The sequence below is a fragment of the Frankia sp. BMG5.60 genome (assembly GCF_059428125.1).
The window spans coordinates 7,305,355-7,321,799 of record NZ_CM182091.1 but is presented as its reverse complement, the minus strand read 5'-3'; the positions used below and the strand labels follow the sequence as shown (position 1 = coordinate 7,321,799).

The following is a 16,445-nucleotide window of genomic DNA, read 5'->3' as shown; positions in this document are numbered from 1 at the left end:
GGTCGAGACAAGGCCGGCATCGGCGAAGCGGCTCGACGGTCGACATCCCCGAGTCGAACATTCGCCACCAGTTCGGGGTGAACGTCACGGGACCGCTCGACGGCGGCCCGGTCTGGCCGGACGATGATCCCGGCCAGACCGGCGGCGGCTCGCTGGGCGGGTCAGACGTTGAAGCCGAGGGCGCGGAGCTGCTCGCGGCCGTCGTCGGTGATCTTGTCGGGGCCCCACGGGGGCATCCAGACCCAGTTGATCGTCACGCCGGCGACGAGGCCGTCGGGGCCGTCGACGAGCGCGGAGCGGGTCTGGTCCTCGATGACGTCGGTCAGCGGGCAGGCAGCCGAGGTCAGCGTCATGTCGAGGGTGACCGTGTTGTCGTCGGCGACGTGGATGCCGTAGACGAGCCCGAGGTCGACGACGTTGATGCCGAGTTCCGGGTCGACGACGTCGCGCATCGCCTCCTCGATGTCGGCGAACTCGGCGAGCTCGAGGCCCGCGGCCCGCTCGGCGACGGTGCCGGCAGACGGTGCGGCCGCCTCGGTCGCCTCCGGGCGGATGTCGGTCACGGCGTCGGTCACGGCGTCGCTCATGGCTTCTCCTGCTCGGGTACGTCGAGGGGTGCGCCGGCGGGGGCTGGTGCGGCGGCGGAGGCGCCGGCGGCGGAGGCAGCGGCACCGGCCGGGTCGACGGCCTTGGCCGTCGCGTCCTTCCAGGCCATCCAGGACAGCAGGGCGCACTTTACCCGCGCCGGGTACTTGGAGACGCCGGCGAAGGCGACGGCGTCCTCCAGCACGTCCTCGTCCCCGGCGAGCGTGCCCCGCGACTGCATGAGCGCCAGGAACTCGCGTTCGAGCTCCAGGGCCTCGTCGACCTTCTTGCCGATGACCAGGTCGCTCATGACGCTCGCCGAGGCCTGGCTGATCGAGCAGCCCTCGCTCTCGTACGAGACGTCCTCGACGACCCCGCCGGAGACCTTCACCCGGAGGGTGACCTCGTCGCCGCAGGTCGGGTTGACGTGGTGCACCTCGGCGTCGAACGGGTCGCGCAGGCCGCGGTGCAGCGGGTTGCGGTAGTGGTCCAGGATGATCTCCTGGTACATGGAATCGAGCTTCACCTCGAGAAGAACCTCCGAACCCCGTGCAGACCTTCCACCAGCGCGTCGACCTCGCCGGTCGTCGTGTACAGGTGGAACGACGCCCGGGTCGTGGCCGGCACGCCGAAACGCAGGCAGACCGGCCGGGCGCAGTGGTGGCCGACGCGCACGGCGATGCCGCGCTCGTCGAGGAGCTGGCCGACGTCGTGCGGGTGAATCGCCCGGCCGGCGTCGTCGTGCAGGACGAAGGAGATCGCCCCGCCGCGATCACCCACGGTCGGCGGGCCGATGATCCGGGTGCCGGGCACGGTGGCGAGCGCGTCGAGGGCGTACGCGGTGACGGCGTGCTCGTGCGCGGCGATCGCCGGCATGCCCAGCGCCGTCAGGTAGTCGACGGCGGCGCCGAGCCCGACGACCTGACTGATCATCGGGGTGCCGGCCTCGAAGCGGTGCGGCGGGGGCGCGTAGGTCGAGCCCTCCATCGTGACGATCTCGATCATCTCGCCGCCACCGAGGAAGGGCGGCATGACCTCGAGGAGCTCGTGACGCCCCCAGAGCACCCCGACGCCGGTCGGCGCGCACATCTTGTGGCCGGTGAAGGCCAGGAAGTCCACGCCGAGCGCGGCGACGTCCACCGGGTTGTGCGGCACCGACTGGGAGCCGTCGAGCACGATGAGCGCGCCGACCTCGCGGGCCCGGGCGACGATCCGCTCCACCGGGTTGATCGTGCCGAGGATGTTCGACTGGTGGACCATCGAGACGACCTTCGCCCGGTCGGTGATGACCGCGTCGAGGTCGTCGAGGTCCAGCCGGCCGTCGTCGGTCAGCCCGATCCAGCGCAGGGTGGCGCCGGTGCGCCGGGCGAGCATCTGCCAGGGCACCAGGTTGGAGTGGTGCTCCATCTCGGTCACGACGATCTCGTCGCCGGGGCCGATCCGGAACCGCTCAGCCTCCCCGCCGGTGGTCTCGGCGTTGCTCATCGCGTAGGCGACGAGGTTGAGCGCCTCGGTGGAGTTCTTCGTGAAGACGACCTCGCGCCGGTCGGTCGCACCGATGAAGGCGGCGACCTTGTCCCGCGTCGCCTCGTACAGGCCGGTGGCCTCCTCGGCGAGCACGTGGATGCCACGGTGCACGTTGGCGTTGTGCAGCTCGTAGTAGGCGCGCTCGGCGTCCAGGACGGCCAGCGGCTTCTGCGAGGTGGCGGCGCTGTCGAGGTAGACCAGCGGCAGGTCGTCGTGCACCGTGCGGGCGAGGATCGGGAAGTCCTTGCGGACCTGCTCGACGTCGAAGCCCACGGTGCCCGCAGCGCCCGCTGTGCCGCCGGCGATCAGCGACTCGGTGAGCGTCATGACACCGCCCCCGCTCCCGCCGGCGCCGCGGCACCGCCGCCCTTGACGTAGCGGTCGTAGCCGGAGTCCTCCAGCACGGCGGCGAGCTCCGGGCCACCCTCGTCGACGATCCGCCCGGCCGCCATCACGTGCACGAACTCGGGCTTGATGTAGCGCAGGATGCGGGTGTAGTGGGTGATGAGCAGGATGCCCGTCTCCCCCTGGGCCCGCACGGCCTCGATACCGCCGGAGACGATGCGCAGCGCGTCGACGTCGAGGCCGGAGTCGGTCTCGTCGAGCACGGCGATCTTCGGCTTGAGCAGCGCCATCTGGAGGATCTCGTGGCGCTTCTTCTCCCCGCCGGAGAAGCCCTCGTTGACGCCGCGCTCGGCGAACGACGGGTCCATCTCCAGGGCCTCCATGGAGGCCTTGACCTCCTTGACCCAGGTGCGCAGCTTCGGCGCCTCACCGCGCACGGCCGTGGCCGAGGAGCGCAGGAAGTTCGACACCGACACCCCGGGGATCTCCACCGGGTACTGCATCGCCAGGAAGATCCCGGCGCGGGCGCGGGCGTCGACGCCCATCGCGAGGACGTCCTCGCCGTCGAGCGTGATGCTGCCGTCGGTCACGGTGTACTTGGGGTGGCCCGCGATCGAGTACGACAGCGTCGACTTGCCCGAGCCGTTCGGACCCATGATCGCGTGCGTCTCGCCCTTGCGGACGGTGAGGTCGACACCGCGCAGGATCTCGCGCGGGCCCTCCTCCGTCTCGACCGAGACGTGCAGGTTACGAATCTCCAAGGTCGACACCGCTGCCGTCACCCTCGTTCCGGGTTCGAATGTGCGACGTCGACGAGCACGTCGTCGCCGTCGATGGTCACTGCGTAGGTGGGCACCGGGTCGATCGCCGGCAGGGTCAGCGCCTTGCCGCTGGTCAGGTCGAACTGGGACCCGTGCAGCCAGCACTCGATCTTGCCGTCCTCGACCTCGCCCTGGGAGAGCTGCACGTCGGCGTGCGAGCACTCGTCGCGCACCGCGTAGACGCGCTCTCCGGCGCGCACGACGCACACCGGCACGCCCTCGATCTCGGTGCCGAGCGCCGTGTCGTCCTTCAGGTCGGCGAGCGCGCACACCCGGTGCCAGCGGGGCACGGCCGCGGAGTCGGCGGCGGCGGTCATGCGCCCGCCTGCCCGGCCCCGGCCGGCGTGGCGGGCTCGGCCGGCGTCGCGGGCTCGTCCTCGGCCGGCGTCTCGCCCAGCCGGGCCGCGACCGACGCCATGATCCGGTCGCGCAGGTCGGCGACCTCGATGCGGTCGATGACCTCGGCGAAGAAGCCGTGCACGACGAGCCGGCGGGCCTCGGCCGGCGGGATGCCGCGGGACTGCAGGTAGAACAGGGCCTCGTCGTCGAAGCGGCCGGTGGCGCTGGCGTGGCCGGCCCCGACGACCTCCCCGGTGAGGATCTCCAGGTTGGGCACCGAGTCGGCGCGGGCGCCGTCGGTGAGCACCAGGTTGCGGTTGAGCTCGTAGGTGTCGGTGTCGACCGCGTCGGCGTTGATGACGACGTCGCCGATCCACACCGAGTGCGCCCCGTCGCCGCGCAGCGCGCCCTTGTAGGTCACCCGGCTGCGGCACGACCGCGGGGTGTGCGTGACGAGCAGCCGGTGCTCCTGGTGCTGGCCGGCGTCGGTGAAGAACACGCCGTTGAGCTCGGCGTCGCCACCCGGGCCGCGGTAGTCGACGGTCGGGCTGAGCCGGACCAGGTCGCCGCCGAGGGTGACGGTGAACGAGCGCAGCTTCGCGTCGCGGCCGATCGAGTAGGCGTGCGCACCGACGTGCACCGCGCCCGCGTCCCAGTCCTGCAGGGACACGAAGGTCAGCGAGGCACCATGGCCGACGTGGACCTCGACGTTGCCGGCGTAGGTGGCGCTGCCGGTGTGGTCGAGCACGACGGTGGCCGACGCGAACGGGCCGACCTCGACGAGCAGGTGGCCGTAGGCGACCCCGGCCGCGGCGCCGGGCGCGGGCCGGGGGCTCTCACCGTGCAGGTGCACGACCACGGGCTCGGCCGGGGCGGCCTCGGCCGGGACGGTGACGGCCGTGGCACCGCCCGCCCGGGCCAGCGCGAACGCGGCGACCCGGTCGGCGGGCGTGTACGACCGGCCGATCCGCGGGTCGGCGGCGTCGAGCTGCTCCACGGCGATCCCGGCCGGCGCGGAGACGGTCACGGAGACCTTCCCGTCGGCGTCCGGGCCGGTGAGCAGGCCGCGCAGCCGGCGCAGCGGGGTGAACCGCCACGCCTCCTCGCGGCCGGTGGGCACGTCGTGGTCGAGCGGGTTGCGCGATCGCACCGGGCGGGGCACGGCTCCGGAGGCCATCGGGGGGCGCCCGGTGGCATCGATGACGACCATCAGCCGACCGCGCCTTCCATCTGCAGCTCGATGAGCCGGTTCAGTTCGAGCGCGTACTCCATCGGCAGCTCGCGGGCGATGGGCTCGACGAAGCCGCGCACGATCATCGCCATCGCCTCCTCCTCCGACAGGCCGCGGCTCATCAGGTAGAAGAGCTGGTCCGCGCCGACCTTGGAGACGCTGGCCTCGTGGCCGATGGAGGCGTCGTCCTCGCGCACGTCGACGTAGGGGTAGGTGTCCGAGCGGCTGACGGTGTCGACGAGCAGCGCGTCACACTTGACCGTCGACCTCGACGCCGCGGAGCCCTCGTTGATCTGCACGAGGCCGCGGTAGGAGGTGCGGCCGCCGCCGCGGGCCACCGACTTCGAGATGATCGTCGACGACGTGCGGGGCGCGGCGTGCACCATCTTGGCGCCGGCGTCCTGGTGCTGGCCGGCACCGGCGAAGGCGATCGAGAGAACCTCGCCCTTGGCGTGCTCGCCGAGCAGCCACACGGCCGGGTACTTCATCGTCACCTTGGAGCCGATGTTGCCGTCGACCCACTCCATCGTGGCGCCCTCGTGGCAGGCTGCCCGCTTGGTGACCAGGTTGTAGACGTTGTTCGACCAGTTCTGGATGGTCGTGTACCGGCAGCGCGCGTTCTTCTTCACGATGATCTCGACGACCGCCGAGTGCAGCGAGTCCGAGGAGTAGACCGGCGCGGTGCAGCCCTCGACGTAGTGCACGTAGGCACCCTCGTCGACGATGATCAAAGTCCGCTCGAACTGGCCCATGTTCTCGGTGTTGATCCGGAAGTAGGCCTGCAGCGGGATCTCCACCTGCACGCCCGGCGGCACGTAGATGAACGAGCCACCCGACCACACGGACGTGTTCAGCGCGGCGAACTTGTTGTCGCCGACCGGGATCACCGAGCCGAAGTACTCCTGGAACAGCTCCGGGTGCTCGCGCAGGCCGGAGTCGGTGTCCAGGAAGATGACACCCTGCTCCTCGAGATCCTCACGGATCTTGTGGTAGACGACCTCGGACTCGTACTGCGCGGCGACGCCCGAGACGAGGCGCTGCTTCTCCGCCTCCGGGATGCCGAGCTTGTCGTAGGTCGCCTTGATGTCCTCGGGCAGGTCCGCCCACTCGGCGGCCTGCTTCTCCGTCGAGCGGACGAAGTACTTGATGTTGTCGAAGTCGATGCCGGAGAGGTCCGCGCCCCAGGTCGGCATCGGCTTGCGCTCGAACAGGCGCAGGCCCTTCAGGCGCAGGTCGGTCATCCAGGACGGCTCGGACTTCTTCGCCGAGATGTTGCGGACGACCGCCTCGGACAGGCCGCGCTGGACGTCGTCGGCGTAGGCGTCGGTGTCAGCCCAGCCGAACTTGTAGGAACCAAGGCCTTCGAGGGCGGTCTCGGCAGAGGTTGTCATAGGGCGGAACCCTCCGAAGACGGGGACGGTGGACAGGTCGGGGACGCGGGTGCGGGGTCTCGGTCGGACGCGGGCGACTGCGGCCCGCCTGCGCGGAACCCGCTTTCGCGGGGCCCGCCAGCACGGGACCCACCTGCATGGGACCCACCTGCATGGGATACGTCCTGGTCGGACGGACCATGCGGATCCGGTCCCGGCGCCGCGCCCACGGGAATGTGCGTCGTGCAGACGCCGTCGCCGTGAGCGATCGTCGCCAGGCGCTGCACGTGGGTGTCGAGGACCCGGGCGAGCGCCGCGGTCTCGGCGTCGCACAGCGCGGGGAAGCGCTCCGCGACGAACTGGACCGGGCAGTGGTGCTGGCAGATCTGCAGGCCGGTCGGCAGCTCCGAGACGCTGGCCGTGTAGCCGGCGGCCGTCATCGCCTCGGCCAGCGCCGCCGGCCGATCGGCCGGCTCCGCGGCGACGACCGCGGAGCGCACCCGACGCTCCAGGTCGGAGGCCCGGCCCTCGGCGAACTGGCTCACGGCCGAGGGCCCGACGACCTCCGCGAGGAACCTCAGCGCGCCGGCCGCGAGATCGGAGTACGCCGTCGGGCCGGCGCGGTGGCCGGCCTCGGTGAGGGCGTAGCGCTTGGCCGGACGGCCGCGGCCCCGCGGCTCGCGGGACCGGCTCTCGGTCGGGGTGATGATGCCGTCCCCGACCATGGCGTCCAGGTGCCGGCGGATGCCCGCCGGGGACACGCCGAGCTGCCGGGACAGCTCGGCCGCGGTGGCCGACCCGCCCTCCAGCAGCAGACGCACGACCCGGTCGCGGGTGCGGCCGTCGGCCGTCCCGCCCGAGGCATCGTGGTCGTTTTTCACAACGCTAGTGTGCCCTATTTACGGGACGAGGTCGAACCGAGGGCCCCCGATCAGGTCCACCCCGAGGCGATGTCCGTCACAGGCATTCCGTCCCAGCTCCTTCCGTCACGTGCCGTGCCGCGGCCGGTCGCGCTCCGGCTCCGCACAACATCTACCCACGACTGGTGGGCGGTCGGCCACCGCTGGCGGCGTGATGCCAGACTTGCGGCACCACCGGGCGGGTCGTCCCTGCGGACGCCCACCCCCCGGCGGATCTCGGACGGGGAGGCGGCGGACGGATGCGGGCTCGACCACGGCGCGGCGCGATCGGGCGGACCCTGCTCGGGCTCGGCCTGCTGCTCGCGCTCGGCACGGCCGCGGCCTGCGGCGGCGGGGGCGAGAAGACCAACGGCCTGGAGAAGCTGCCGGCCGCCGAGGTCGGCTCCCGCACGCTCACGGCGCTGCGCTCCGCCCCCGGGGTGCACGTGGTGGGCAGCGAGGAGGACCCCAGCTCCGACTCCCCCGCCCGCTACGACCTGGTGATGTCCGCCACGACGACCCGGGGCACCATCGAGGAGTACGGCCAGCGGACCCAGCTCGTCAAAATCAAGAACGACACCTACGTCCGCCGCGGCCGCTCCTTCTACACGGCGACGGGCGACGGCGATGCCGCGGACCTGCTCGCCGACCGGTGGGTCCGGCTCGCGCCCGCCGACGCCGCCAAGTACAGCTTCTTCACCCTCGGCAAGCTCAGCGACTCCCTCGGCACCTACCTCGTCGGGCTCGGCGGCGACGTGCGGCGGGAGAAGGTCGGCGGCGCCCGGGCGGTGCGGGCCGCGGCGCCCGACGGCACGGCCTTCATCGTCGCGAACACCGGCCCCGCCTACCCCCTGCGGATCACCGTCGCGGGCAGCTCCACCAACCAGATGACCTTCGACGACTACGGCCCGGCCGCCGCCGTCACCCCGCCCGGCTCCGCCGTGGACCTGTCCAGCCTGGGCTGACGGCCGCCTCGACCGACCGCCGCCCCGACCGACCGCCGCCTCGACCGACCGCCGCCTCGACTGACGGTCGCCTGGACTGACCGCCGCCTGGACTGACGGCCGCCCGGATCGACGGCCGCCTGGGCATGGCGCCATCCCCGTTCCCGCGGATTGCGGCAAGATCGGCGGGACGGCGGCATACGGCGGGAGGCGGACGATGGGCACACCGGCGCGGGGCAGCATGGTGGCCGCGGTCGACCAGGGCACCACCGGGACCACCGTCTGCCTGCTCGACCGGGACGGGACGGTCGTCGGGCGCGGCCACACCGAGATCCACCCCCGGTTCCCCCGACCCGGCTGGGTCGAGCAGGACCCCGACGAGCTGTGGCGCAGCGTCGTCGACACCGTCGCCGCGGCGCTGGCCGACGCCGGTCGCCGCCCCGCGGACCTGGCCGCGCTGGGCATCACCAACCAGCGGGAGACCACCGTGCTGTGGGAACGGTCCTCCTCCGTCCCGGTCGGTCCGGCGATCGTCTGGCAGGACCGGCGCACGGCCGCGCGCTGCGAGCGCCTGGCCGCCGACGGGCACGCCGACGCGGTCGGCGCCCGCACCGGCCTGGTCCTCGACCCGTACTTCTCCGCCACGAAGATCGGCTGGATCCTGGACCGGGACCCGGTGCTGCGCCGGCGGGCCGGCCGCGGCGAGATCGCCTTCGGCACCGTCGACTCCTGGCTGGTGTGGAAGCTGACCGCCGGCGCCGTCCACGTCACCGACGTCACGAACGCGTCCCGGACGCTGCTGCTCGACCTCGCCGCCGCGGCCTGGGCTCCCGACATGCTGGACCTGTTCGGCGTGCCCGCCGAGCTGCTGCCCGACGTGGTGCCGAGCTCCCGGGTCTACGCCGAGACCGACCCGGACGCCTTCCTCGGCGTGCGGATCCCGGTCGCCGCCGCCGTCGGCGACCAGCAGGCCGCCCTGTTCGCCCAGGGCTGCGTCGAGGCGGGGCAGGCCAAGAACACCTATGGCACCGGCTCGTTCGTCCTGGTCAACACCGGGACGGCGGTGCCGCCGCCGCAGTCGTCGCTGCTGCGGACCATCGCCTACCAGCTTGACGGCGAGCCCGTGCGCTACGCCCTCGAGGGCGCGATCCTGTCGACCGGCGCGGCCGTCGGCTGGCTGCGCGACTCCCTCGGGGTCATCCGCGACGCCACCGAGACGGCGCACCTCGCCGCGTCGCTGTCCGGCAACGACGGCGTCTACTTCGTCCCGGCGCTGACCGGCCTCGGCGCGCCGCACTGGGATCCACGCGCCCGCGGCACCCTGCTCGGGATCACCCGCGGCACCGGCCGGGCGCACCTGGCCCGCGCGGTGCTGGAGGGGATCGCCTACCGGACCCGCGACGTCGTCGAGGCGATGGCCGCCGCCGGCTTCGCCGTGCGGGAGCTGCGCGCGGACGGCGGGGCCGCGCGCAACCCGTGGCTCATGCAGTTCCAGGCCGACATGCTCGGCGTCGACGTCGACGTGCCCGACAACATCGAGACCACGGCGCTCGGTTCGGCGTACCTGGCGGGCCTGGCGACCGGCTTCTTCACCGACCCCGCCGCGCTGGCCGCGCACCGACGCAGCGAGCGGCGCTACCACCCGGCGATGCCGCCCGCCCGGCGCGACCGCGCCTACCGCCGGTGGCTGTCCGCCGTCGACCGCGCTCGCGGCTGGGCCGACGACCTCGACGACCGCGACGACACCGACGACGCCGACGCAACTCGCTGACCTGCTTCGGCGGCCGATGAATGAGCGTGAGCCGGCCGCCGCGCCGCCGATTTCGCCCCCGGCCGCCATCATGACAAGGGGCGCAAGTCGGTCACCTAGCGCCACTTTCACGGCGATGCCGCCCCGAGATCTACTGCACCCCGCATTCATAGGGCCACGCCAGGGCCACATTCCCTCGCGCCTTCTTGGTCGAACGGGCTGTCAGACGCACCGATGCCTGACAGGCTGTCACTGGGGGCGGTTGGCGTCTCCTGTCGACCTGACCCGGACGGAGACCGTGACCGAGGCGGACTACGCCCTGGAGCTCGGGCGCCGGCTTCGCGCGGCGCGCAACCGGCGTGGCATGTCGCTGCTGGATGTCCAGGAGCGCACCCACGGCCGGTGGACCGCGGGAACTCTGGGAGCCTACGAACGAGGCTCCCGCACCCTGCGGGTGCACCGGCTCGTCGAGCTCGCCGAGTTGTACGACGTTCCCGCGACCCTGCTGGTCCCGCCGGCAGCCGACCGCCGTGACGTCGACCACCTTCCCCCGCTCGTCATCGATCTGCGCCGGCTGCGCAAACTGCCGCCGACCCGGACCGGCCCGCTGCGGCGCTGGATCGCGATCGTGCAGGTCCTGCGCTCGGACGGCTCCCGCGACATCCTGCGGCTACGCCGCTCCGACCTGCAGTCCCTGTCGCGCCTGTACAGCACGACGCCGTCGATGCTCTACGAACGGCTCGGCGCCTGGGGCGCGCTGGTGGAGCCGGGCGAACCGGTGGCGGTCGGCGCACGGCGGCGGGTCCTGCCCATCCGGCCGCCGCAGCAGCGAAGCTGAGGGTGTCCGACCGGCGGGTCGGCTCCGAGGTGGCGGGTACCGACCCCCCTTCCCCCCGGTCGGCTCCGTAGGATCGCCAGGTGGCCGAGATCCTGGCAGTCAGCGTCACTGGCCTCGTGAAGACCTATTCCGCGCGGTCTGTTCCCTCCCGGTCCGGGTCCGCGCGCGGCGAGGGTTCCCGGGGCCCCGGTCGACGTGGCCGCCGCGCCTCCGCCGCGCCGACTCTGCGACCCGCGCCGTTCGCCGAGGTGTCGACGACGCCCGCCGCGCTCGCGACGCCGGCGGGGCGGGCCCCCTCCCCCGATGGTCGGATCCGCGCGGTCGACGGCCTGACGCTGAGCGTCCCGGTCGGCTCGGTGACGGCGCTGCTGGGCCCCAACGGCGCCGGCAAGACGACGACAGTGGAGATCTGCGAGGGCTTCCGCCGGGCCGACGCGGGCGAGGTCCGCATCCTGGGCCGCGACCCGATCGCGGACGCGGTCGCCCTGCGTCCCCGCGTCGGCGTGATGCTCCAGGCCGGCGGGATGTACCCGGGCGCCCGGGCCGGGGAGATGCTGCGGCTGGTCGCCGCGCACCACCGCAACCCGCTCGATCCCGCGGCGCTGCTGGACCGGCTCGGCCTGACCGACTCCGCCGGCACCCCGTTCCGCCGGCTGTCCGGCGGCCAGCAGCAGCGGCTGTCGCTGGCGATGGCCGTGGTCGGGCGCCCCGAGCTGGTGTTCCTCGACGAGCCGACCGCCGGGCTGGACGTCGCGGGTCGGCGCACCACCTGGGAACTCATCGAGGAGCTGCGTACGGCCGGCGTCACCGTCGTGCTCACCACCCACGCCATGGACGAGGCCGAGCGCCTCGCCGACCAGGTGATCATCATCAACCACGGTCGGGTCGTGGCCGTCGGCTCGCCCGCGGAGCTCACCCGCGGCGGCGCCGAGGGCCAGTTGCGCTTCCGCGCCCCCACCGGCCTGGAGCTCGGCAAGCTGCTGCTCGCGCTGCCGGACGGCACCACCGCCCACGAGGGGCCGGTCGGGCACTACCTGGTCCAGGGCACGGTCGACCCGCAGCTCCTCGCCGCGGTGACCGCCTGGTGCGCCGGCAACGGCGTGCTCGCGGAGGATCTCCGGGTGGAGCAACGAACGCTGGAGGACGTCTTCGTGGAGCTGACCGGTTCGGAGCTGGGCTCATGACCGCCACCGACGCAGTCGGTCCCGGCACCCGGGGACCCGCTGGCCGCGGCGGCGCCGGCCTGCTCGACCTGCGCCCGGCGCCGGCGGCGGCCACCCGCGCCCGGATGTTCGCCGCGCAGACCCGACTCGAACTGATCCTCACCCTGCGCCGCGGCGAGTCCGTGCTGCTGACGATGATCATCCCGGTCGGCCTGCTCGCCTTCTTCACCGCCGTGGACGTGCTCCCGAGCGACACCGAGAAGTCGGTCGACTTCCTCGTCCCCGGGGTGCTCGCGCTCGCGGTGATGTCGACCGCGTTCACCGGCCAGGCGATCGCCACCGGCTTCGAACGCTCCTACGGGGTACTCAAACGGCTCGGGGCGACGCCGCTGCCCCGCTCGATCCTGCTCGCCGGCAAGACCGCCGCGGTGCTCGCCGTCGAGGTCATCCAGCTCGTCCTACTGCTCGCGGTCGGCTTCGCACTCGGCTGGGATCCCAGCGGCGGGGCGGGCGCCGTGCCGTCGGTGCTGGCGCTGCTCGTGCTCGGCACCGCGGCGTTCTCCGGGCTCGGCCTGCTCATGGCCGGTACCCTGCGCGCCGAGGCGACGCTCGCCGCCGCCAACGGCGTCTACCTGCTGTTGCTGCTGATCGGCGGGGTGGTCTTCCCGCTGTCGGAGCTGCCCGGCTGGCTGCGGGCGATCGCCGAGGTGCTGCCCACGGCGGCCCTGTCCGACGGGCTGCGCGACGTCCTCGCCGACGGTTCCGGCCCCGGGGTTCGCAATCTGATCGTGCTCGCCGTGTGGGCCGTGGTGACGCTGGGCCTGGCCGCCCGCACCTTCCGCTGGGAGTGACTCCGCTGGGAGTGACTCCGCCCGCGCACGACGCGGGCGCTGGAATGACCCGACCGGGCGGCCCGACATCCGACCGGCCAGTCGTGGGCGCACCGGGCGTTACTATGGCACCCGTGCCAGCTTCTACAACGCGTCGGAGATTGCCGCTCGTCAGCCGGCGCGCGTTCCAGGTCGTCACCGCGCTCAACGTCTTCGCGCTGTCCCTCATCGTGGTCAGCGGCGGAGTCGTCCGGCTCAGCGGCTCCGGCCTGGGCTGCCCGACGTGGCCGCAGTGCGGCGACGGTTCGTTCACCCCGCACTCCGAGTACGCCCTGCACGGCGCGATCGAGTTCGGCAACCGGGTCGTCGGGCTGGTCGTCGGGCTGGTGGTGCTCATCACCCCGATCATGGCGCTGCGGCTGCGCGACGGCCGCCGGCGAGACCTGACCATGCTGTCGTTCGGCCTGTGGCTGGGCTACCTCGGCCAGGCGGTGCTGGGCGGCATCACGGTCCTGACGAAGCTGAACCCGGCGACGGTCGCCGGCCACTTCCTGCTGTCCATGGTGCTGCTGTGGAACGCCGTCGTCCTCGACCGGCGGGCCCGCCAGGGCGCCGGCGCGGTGACCCCGGCGGTCGCCCCCGCGCTGCTGTGGCTGGCCCGCCTGCTCGTCGTCGTCTCGGCCGGCGTCCTCGTCCTCGGCACGGTGGTGACCGGGACCGGCCCGCACAGCGGCGACAGCGAGCACCCCGCCCGCTTCGGCTTCGACATCGTCAACGTCTCCCAGCTCCACGCCGACGGCGCGATGCTGCTGACCGGCCTGGTCGCGGCGATGGCGTTCGCGGTGCGGGTCACCGTCGCCCCGGCGGCCGCCCGGCGTGACTCCCTCGTCCTGATCGCCGTGGTCGTCGCGCAGGCCGGCATCGGCTTCGCCCAGTACTTCCTCGGCATCCCCTCCGGCCTCGTCGCCCTGCACATGACCGGCGCCACCATCCTGTGGGTTGTGGCGCTGCGCCTGTGGCTCTCCATGGTCACCCGCCCGGCCCTGGCCCAGACGTCGACCGTCAGTCCGGCGACCGACGTCCCGGCGACCGAGGTCCCGGCGGCGCCCGTCGCCGGGACGGGCAGGCCCGCTCCGGCGGGCTTCCCGCTGACCGTCGGTGCGCCACGCCGCTGACCGCAGTTCCGGCTCCCACCGCGAAGTGGCGCCGCCGAGGCGGCTCGTCCGCCGGGGTCCTGCCCCGCCAGGAATAGGGGACGGACGGGTGTGGGTTGGCCCGGGCATGACCACCACGCCCTTCGATCCGCGGGTGCTGCTCGCGGAGAGTCGACTCGGTGTCCTTGCCACGATCAAGGCGGACGGTCGACCCCAGCTTTCTCCCGTGCAGCCCTTCTTCGACCGGGAGGCCGGGCTCCTCTACGTGTCGATGACCGAGGGACGGGCCAAGACGGCGAATCTGCGCCGGGACCCGCGAGCCGCGCTGGAGGTCACCAGCGCGGACGGCCGGGCCTGGGCCACCGCCGAGGGCACCGCGACCCTGACCGGGCCGGGGACGGACCCGCACGGGCCCGAGGTGCAGGCGCTCGTGGACTACTACCGCAGCGCCGCGGGGGAGCATCCGGACTGGGACGAGTACCGGTCGGTGATGGTGTCCGACCGCCGGGTGCTCATGACGATGACGGTCAACCACGTCTACGGGCAGAAGCTCGGCTGACGGCGCCTCCCCAATGCCTTCTGCGCCCGGCTGCTGGCGGGTGATGACGGTTGCCGGGCGCCGGACCGTCGTCAGCCTCCGGCAATTGCGCGGGAACGCCGGACGCGCCGGCCGCGGGTGTGCGGTCGGCGCGTCCGGCGGGACGGGTTCGGGGTCGAACCGGCAGGTCAGACGACGGCGGTGACCGCGATCGCGATGAACAGCAGGGTCAGGTAGGTGATCGACATGTGGAACAGGCGCATGGGGCGGGGGTCGTCGCCGCGGCGGGTCCGGCGGTCGATGCGGTGCGCCTCGGCGAGGAACCAGGCGCCGACGACCACGGCGGACACCAGGTACACCGGGCCGGTGTGGGCCACCGGGACCAGCGCGAGCGAGGCGGCCACCATCGCGTACGAGTAGCCGAGGATGCGCCGAGTCACCACCTCGACGGGGGCGACGACAGGCAGCATCGGGATGCCGGCCGCGGCGTAGTCGTCGCGGAACTTCATCGCCAGTGCCCAGAAGTGCGGCGGGGTCCAGAAGAACACCACGGCGAACAGCAGCACCGCGGACCAGCCCACGGTGCCGGTGACCGCGGACCAGCCGATGAGGACCGGGAAGCAGCCGGCCGCGCCGCCGATGACGATGTTCGACGGGGTACGGCGCTTGAGCCCGAGCGTGTAGACGAAGACGTAGAAGGCGATCGCGCCGTCCGCCAGCAGCGCCGACGGCCAGTTCACCAGCAGGCCGAACATCAGCGTCGAGACGATGCCGATGACGATGCCGAAGGTCAGCGCCTCGGTCGGGGTGACGGTGGCCCGGACCAGCGGGCGACGCTTGGTGCGGCCCATGACCTGGTCGATGTCCCGGTCGACGTAGCAGTTGATGGTGTTGGCGCTGCCAGCCGCCAGGGTGCCGGCGACGAGGGTGACGGCGATCAGCCAGAGCGAGGGCATCCCCCGGTCCGCGAGCATCATCACCGGCACGGTGGTGATGAGCAGCAACTCGACCACGCGCAGCTTCATGAGCGCGACGTAGGCGCGGATCTTCGCGTTCACCGCGGCCAGCCCACTCGCGACGGGTGGCGCCCCGGCGGCGGGCGCCGCGTGGGCGGCCACCGTGCCGTTCGACGCCGCCGCGGCGGAACCGGAGCCGTGGGTCGCCGTGGGGGAAGCGGTTCCGTTCGAGCCGGACGTGCCGTTCGAACCGGACCCGACGCGTGACAGGGCGGCCGAACCATGGGGGATCACCGTCACGTTCGACATGACGGCGCCGGCCGCAGAGGCCGCCGCGCGCGAGACCGCCGTGCCGTTGGACTTCGCGGTCCCGTTCGACACCGCCACTCCGTTCGACACCGCCACTCCGTTCGACGTGCCGACCCCGTTCGAGCGCCCGGTCGCGGCGGGCTTCGCGACACCGTTCGAGAGTCCGGCCCCCCCGGAGATCGCGATACCGGTGGACGTCGCGGTCGCGACGGACGGCGTGGCGGCCTCGGTCGGTGCGGGCTCGGCCTCGGGGCGCGGGGCGTCCGCGGGGTCGGGGGCGCCCTGGGCAGGGACGTCGGGGGTGCCCTGGGCCGGGACATGGTCCAGGGCGGGCTGAAGCGGGGATGCGGCAATCACCGACGGAGAGGTGCCCGACCGCACCGGTCCGCGTGTGGTGACGTGCCGGCGACGAAGGGCGGCCTCGGTAGACAGAGCGACCTCGCGATCGGCGGGATCGGCGGACGACCCGCACTGTACGGAGCCCCGGGGACGGAGCGGACGGTGTTCTACGACGTGTCGGAGTCTAGCCGGCGGATTGGGACGCACGCGCGGCGCCCGCGCCCGGACCGGGCACCGGACCGTGCGGTCTGGATCACGTCGCCGGCCGCGCGTCCACCCGTCCGACCCGCCGGACGGGTCGTCACGCCCGCGTCCGATGCCCGCCGTGGTGTGTCTCACGGGTGCCGTCCCGCCAGTTCACGCCGGGTGTTCTTCCAACCGCTACCCGCGCGTCACGGAGCTGAACAGATGGGGATCAGACTGGAACCAGACTGGGATGGAGCCGGCGCGACGGGGTAGTGCCCACAGGGGTGCACCCGGCGGGCGTCGGGTCGGTACCGGCCGGCG

At 73.0% G+C, this 16,445-nt stretch carries 16 protein-coding genes; 7 read left to right on the top strand and 9 right to left on the bottom strand.

Annotated elements, in window-relative coordinates:
- Window positions 1-161: 161 nt before the first annotated feature.
- The 8 genes from AC5R91_RS30015 to AC5R91_RS29980 are packed head-to-tail and all read right to left on the bottom strand — an operon-like array spanning window position 162 to window position 7,099.
- Window positions 162-587, bottom strand: a complete 426-nt coding sequence (locus AC5R91_RS30015; RefSeq protein ID WP_495394649.1) for a metal-sulfur cluster assembly factor — start codon at window positions 585-587, stop codon at window positions 162-164.
- Window positions 584-1,111: a Fe-S cluster assembly sulfur transfer protein SufU gene (gene sufU, locus AC5R91_RS30010; RefSeq protein ID WP_495394648.1), complete on the bottom strand. Its 528-nt coding sequence runs from the start codon at window positions 1,109-1,111 to the stop codon at window positions 584-586. The genes AC5R91_RS30015 and sufU overlap by 4 nt, the downstream gene beginning before the upstream one ends.
- Window positions 1,108-2,439 (bottom strand): cysteine desulfurase, encoded by a 1,332-nt coding sequence (locus AC5R91_RS30005; RefSeq protein WP_495394647.1) that lies wholly within the window; start codon window positions 2,437-2,439, stop codon window positions 1,108-1,110. Before AC5R91_RS30005 ends, sufU begins: the two co-directional genes overlap by 4 nt.
- A complete protein-coding gene (gene sufC / locus AC5R91_RS30000) occupies window positions 2,436-3,227 on the bottom strand; it encodes a Fe-S cluster assembly ATPase SufC (protein WP_495394646.1) in 792 nt (263 codons plus the stop codon). The genes AC5R91_RS30005 and sufC overlap by 4 nt, the downstream gene beginning before the upstream one ends.
- Before the next feature lie 8 nt (window positions 3,228-3,235).
- Window positions 3,236-3,595 (bottom strand): non-heme iron oxygenase ferredoxin subunit, encoded by a 360-nt coding sequence (locus AC5R91_RS29995; RefSeq protein ID WP_495394645.1) that lies wholly within the window; start codon window positions 3,593-3,595, stop codon window positions 3,236-3,238.
- The gene (sufD, locus tag AC5R91_RS29990) at window positions 3,592-4,827 is read right to left on the bottom strand and encodes a Fe-S cluster assembly protein SufD (RefSeq protein ID WP_495394644.1); all 1,236 of its coding nucleotides are present in this window, start codon (window positions 4,825-4,827) and stop codon (window positions 3,592-3,594) included. Before sufD ends, AC5R91_RS29995 begins: the two co-directional genes overlap by 4 nt.
- Window positions 4,827-6,239: a Fe-S cluster assembly protein SufB gene (gene sufB, locus AC5R91_RS29985; protein WP_495394643.1), complete on the bottom strand. Its 1,413-nt coding sequence runs from the start codon at window positions 6,237-6,239 to the stop codon at window positions 4,827-4,829. The genes sufD and sufB overlap by 1 nt, the downstream gene beginning before the upstream one ends.
- Window positions 6,236-7,099, bottom strand: coding sequence for a helix-turn-helix transcriptional regulator (locus AC5R91_RS29980; RefSeq protein ID WP_495394642.1), 864 nt, complete (start codon window positions 7,097-7,099; stop codon window positions 6,236-6,238). Before AC5R91_RS29980 ends, sufB begins: the two co-directional genes overlap by 4 nt.
- Before the next feature lie 278 nt (window positions 7,100-7,377).
- On the opposite strand from AC5R91_RS29980, the gene AC5R91_RS29975 reads away from it, so the two are divergent.
- The 7 genes from AC5R91_RS29975 to AC5R91_RS29945 all read left to right on the top strand — a co-directional run bounded on the left by AC5R91_RS29975 (window position 7,378) and on the right by AC5R91_RS29945 (window position 14,355).
- The gene (locus tag AC5R91_RS29975) at window positions 7,378-8,082 is read left to right on the top strand and encodes a hypothetical protein (RefSeq protein ID WP_495394641.1); all 705 of its coding nucleotides are present in this window, start codon (window positions 7,378-7,380) and stop codon (window positions 8,080-8,082) included.
- Between the two features lie 196 nt (window positions 8,083-8,278).
- Window positions 8,279-9,832, top strand: coding sequence for a glycerol kinase GlpK (gene glpK / locus AC5R91_RS29970; RefSeq protein ID WP_495394640.1), 1,554 nt, complete (start codon window positions 8,279-8,281; stop codon window positions 9,830-9,832).
- Between the two features lie 277 nt (window positions 9,833-10,109).
- Window positions 10,110-10,649: a helix-turn-helix domain-containing protein gene (locus tag AC5R91_RS29965; protein ID WP_495394639.1), complete on the top strand. Its 540-nt coding sequence runs from the start codon at window positions 10,110-10,112 to the stop codon at window positions 10,647-10,649.
- Window positions 10,650-10,729: 80 nt separating this feature from the next.
- The gene (locus tag AC5R91_RS29960; RefSeq protein WP_495394638.1) at window positions 10,730-11,833 is read left to right on the top strand and encodes an ABC transporter ATP-binding protein; all 1,104 of its coding nucleotides are present in this window, start codon (window positions 10,730-10,732) and stop codon (window positions 11,831-11,833) included.
- Window positions 11,830-12,663 (top strand): ABC transporter permease, encoded by an 834-nt coding sequence (locus AC5R91_RS29955; protein ID WP_495394637.1) that lies wholly within the window; start codon window positions 11,830-11,832, stop codon window positions 12,661-12,663. Before AC5R91_RS29960 ends, AC5R91_RS29955 begins: the two co-directional genes overlap by 4 nt.
- A 104-nt stretch (window positions 12,664-12,767) precedes the next feature.
- Window positions 12,768-13,817 carry a COX15/CtaA family protein gene (locus AC5R91_RS29950; RefSeq protein WP_495394636.1) on the top strand — a complete coding sequence of 350 codons (1,050 nt, stop codon included), beginning with the start codon at window positions 12,768-12,770 and terminating at the stop codon, window positions 13,815-13,817.
- A 106-nt stretch (window positions 13,818-13,923) separates the two neighbouring features.
- Window positions 13,924-14,355 (top strand): PPOX class F420-dependent oxidoreductase, encoded by a 432-nt coding sequence (locus tag AC5R91_RS29945; protein ID WP_495394635.1) that lies wholly within the window; start codon window positions 13,924-13,926, stop codon window positions 14,353-14,355.
- 167 nt (window positions 14,356-14,522) lie between these two features.
- Here the strand turns inward: AC5R91_RS29945 and AC5R91_RS29940 are convergent, their stop codons facing one another.
- On the bottom strand, window positions 14,523-15,392 hold the full coding sequence (locus tag AC5R91_RS29940) for a heme o synthase (RefSeq protein WP_495398088.1): 870 nt from the start codon (window positions 15,390-15,392) through the stop codon (window positions 14,523-14,525).
- Window positions 15,393-16,445 lie beyond the last annotated feature (1,053 nt).

Bases quoted from the DNA above. Each gene is read 5' to 3' on its own strand.
- AC5R91_RS30015 (WP_495394649.1), bottom strand. From the start codon at position 587: ATGAGCGACGCCGTGACCGACGCCGTGACCGACATCCGCCCGGAGGCG.
- AC5R91_RS30005 (WP_495394647.1), bottom strand. From the start codon at position 2,439: ATGACGCTCACCGAGTCGCTGATCGCCGGCGGCACAGCGGGCGCTGCG.
- AC5R91_RS29995 (WP_495394645.1), bottom strand. From the start codon at position 3,595: ATGACCGCCGCCGCCGACTCCGCGGCCGTGCCCCGCTGGCACCGGGTG.
- sufD (WP_495394644.1), bottom strand. From the start codon at position 4,827: ATGGTCGTCATCGATGCCACCGGGCGCCCCCCGATGGCCTCCGGAGCC.
- sufB (WP_495394643.1), bottom strand. From the start codon at position 6,239: ATGACAACCTCTGCCGAGACCGCCCTCGAAGGCCTTGGTTCCTACAAG.
- AC5R91_RS29975 (WP_495394641.1), top strand. From the start codon at position 7,378: ATGCGGGCTCGACCACGGCGCGGCGCGATCGGGCGGACCCTGCTCGGG.
- glpK (WP_495394640.1), top strand. From the start codon at position 8,279: ATGGGCACACCGGCGCGGGGCAGCATGGTGGCCGCGGTCGACCAGGGC.
- AC5R91_RS29955 (WP_495394637.1), top strand. From the start codon at position 11,830: ATGACCGCCACCGACGCAGTCGGTCCCGGCACCCGGGGACCCGCTGGC.
- AC5R91_RS29950 (WP_495394636.1), top strand. From the start codon at position 12,768: ATGGCACCCGTGCCAGCTTCTACAACGCGTCGGAGATTGCCGCTCGTC.
- AC5R91_RS29945 (WP_495394635.1), top strand. From the start codon at position 13,924: ATGACCACCACGCCCTTCGATCCGCGGGTGCTGCTCGCGGAGAGTCGA.